Source organism: Priestia sp. P5_B4 (assembly GCF_056400385.1).
The window spans coordinates 1-1,958 of the sequence record NZ_JBFULJ010000718.1; the positions used below are offsets into that span (position 1 = coordinate 1).

Here is a 1,958-nt window from a genome sequence, read left to right on the forward strand (position 1 = left end):
GGGCAGTTATTGACGGTTTGGAAGCGGATGTAGTAACGCTGGCGCTTGCTTACGATATTGATGAAATCGCTCAAACTCGCCAATTATTAAACAAAGACTGGGAAAAAGAATTGGCTCATAATTCTACACCATACACATCAACAATTGTTTTTTTAGTTCGTAAAGGAAATCCAAAGAGAATTAAAGATTGGAATGATTTAACGAAAAAAGGTACATCCGTTATTACACCAAATCCAAAAACGTCTGGAGGCGCACGCTGGAATTATTTAGCAGCTTGGGCATACGCGAAGAATAAATATAACGGAGATAACAAAAAGATTGAAGACTTCATGAGTAAACTTTATGGAAATGTTGAAGTGTTAGACTCAGGCGCACGCGGAGCGACAACTACGTTTGTAGAACGGGGTATTGGAGACGTGTTAATTGCATGGGAAAATGAAGCTTACTTATCATTAAATGAGCTAGGAAAAGATAAATTTGAAATTGTAACACCGTCATTAAGTATTTTAGCAGAACCGCCTGTTGCTGTAGTAGATAAAGTAGCTGAAAAGAAAGGCACAACACAGGTAGCAAAAGCATACTTGAAATATCTATATACAGAAAAAGGTCAGGAAATCGCAGCGGAAAACTACTATCGTCCTCGAAATGAAAAAATATTAGAGAAACACAAAGATCAATTTCCTTCTCTTAACCTAGTCACCATTAAAGATTTTGGCGGCTGGAAAAAAGCTCAAGAAACTCATTTTAACGATGGAGGAACATTCGATCAGATTTATCAGCCAAAGTAATATGATGCATTAAAAAAGTAAATGAGGAAGATACGAATGGTAATTCGTATCTTCTGTGTACATGTATCTTGAAAGCAGAGAGAGGTGTAAGACGTGAGCGTGTTACAACGACAGAAGAAAAAGAAAAGCATCTTACCTGGATTTGGGCTTTCTTTAGGTTTTACGATGTTTTATGCAAGTATCCTTGTGCTTTTTCCGTTAGCTATGATTTTTCTAAATACGGCATCTATGGGATGGAGCGAGTTTATTAAAACTGTTACAGACTCTAGAGTAGTAGCATCATATAAATTAAGTTTTGGAGCAGCATTTGCAGCAGGGATTATTAATGTTATTTTTGGAACTATTATTGCATGGGTATTAGTGAGATATCATTTTCCAGGAAAGAGGTTTATTGATGGACTTGTAGATTTGCCGTTTGCTTTACCAACGGCTGTTGCCGGCATTGCCTTGACCACTCTTTACGTTCCGAAAGGATGGATTGGTCAATTATTTACGTTTAAAATCGCATTTACGCCTATTGGAATTATTATCGCTCTGACGTTTATTGGTCTGCCGTTTGTTGTCCGAATGGTGCAGCCAGTATTGCAAAACTTTAATGCAGAGATCGAAGAAGCATCGGCTAGTTTAGGAGCCAGCCGAATGCAAACGTTCAGAAAAGTTGTTTTTCCAGAGCTGGTGCCTGCTATTTTAACAGGCTTTTCTCTTTCATTCGCAAGAGCGCTTGGAGAATACGGGTCAGTTGTTTTTATTGCTGGAAATATGCCGATGAAAACTGAAATTACGCCGCTTATTATTATGACAAAACTCGAGCAGTACGATTATGCGGGCGCTACTGCTATTGCATCAGTCATGCTCGTTGTATCATTTTTTCTGTTATTACTTATTAATATTATTCAATGGTGGACAAATCGTAAATTTGTACATAGTTAAGGAGGGATGACATTGGCAGGACATGTTCCAATGCAGCATGCAAAAACGACTGTTAAACTTAATCATTCTAGTTTAAAAGAGCCCAAAGTCGTCCAGTGGCTGCTTACATTTATTGCACTGGCTTTTTTAGCTCTATTCTTAGTGCTCCCGCTCATCACCATTTTTATGACAGCTTTTCAAAAAGGGCTGGAAACGTATCTCGCTGCGATTACGAATCCGGATGCTTTGGCTGCTATTAAA

The 1,958-nt window shown here is 38.3% G+C and carries 2 protein-coding genes and 1 pseudogene; all 3 read left to right on the forward strand.

Annotation, left to right across the window (positions count from 1 at the left end; genetic code table 11):
- The coding region (locus AC1DRF_RS25120) for a sulfate ABC transporter substrate-binding protein (RefSeq protein ID WP_477741973.1) at window positions 1-788 on the forward strand (788 nt) is incomplete at its 5' end.
- Between the two features lie 93 nt (window positions 789-881).
- Entirely contained in the window at window positions 882-1,718 is an 837-nt protein-coding gene (gene cysT, locus AC1DRF_RS25125; protein WP_097823566.1) for a sulfate ABC transporter permease subunit CysT, read from the forward strand.
- A gap of 12 nt (window positions 1,719-1,730) precedes the next feature.
- Window positions 1,731-1,958: pseudogene (locus tag AC1DRF_RS25130) on the forward strand (sulfate ABC transporter permease subunit CysW); the annotation flags it as partial.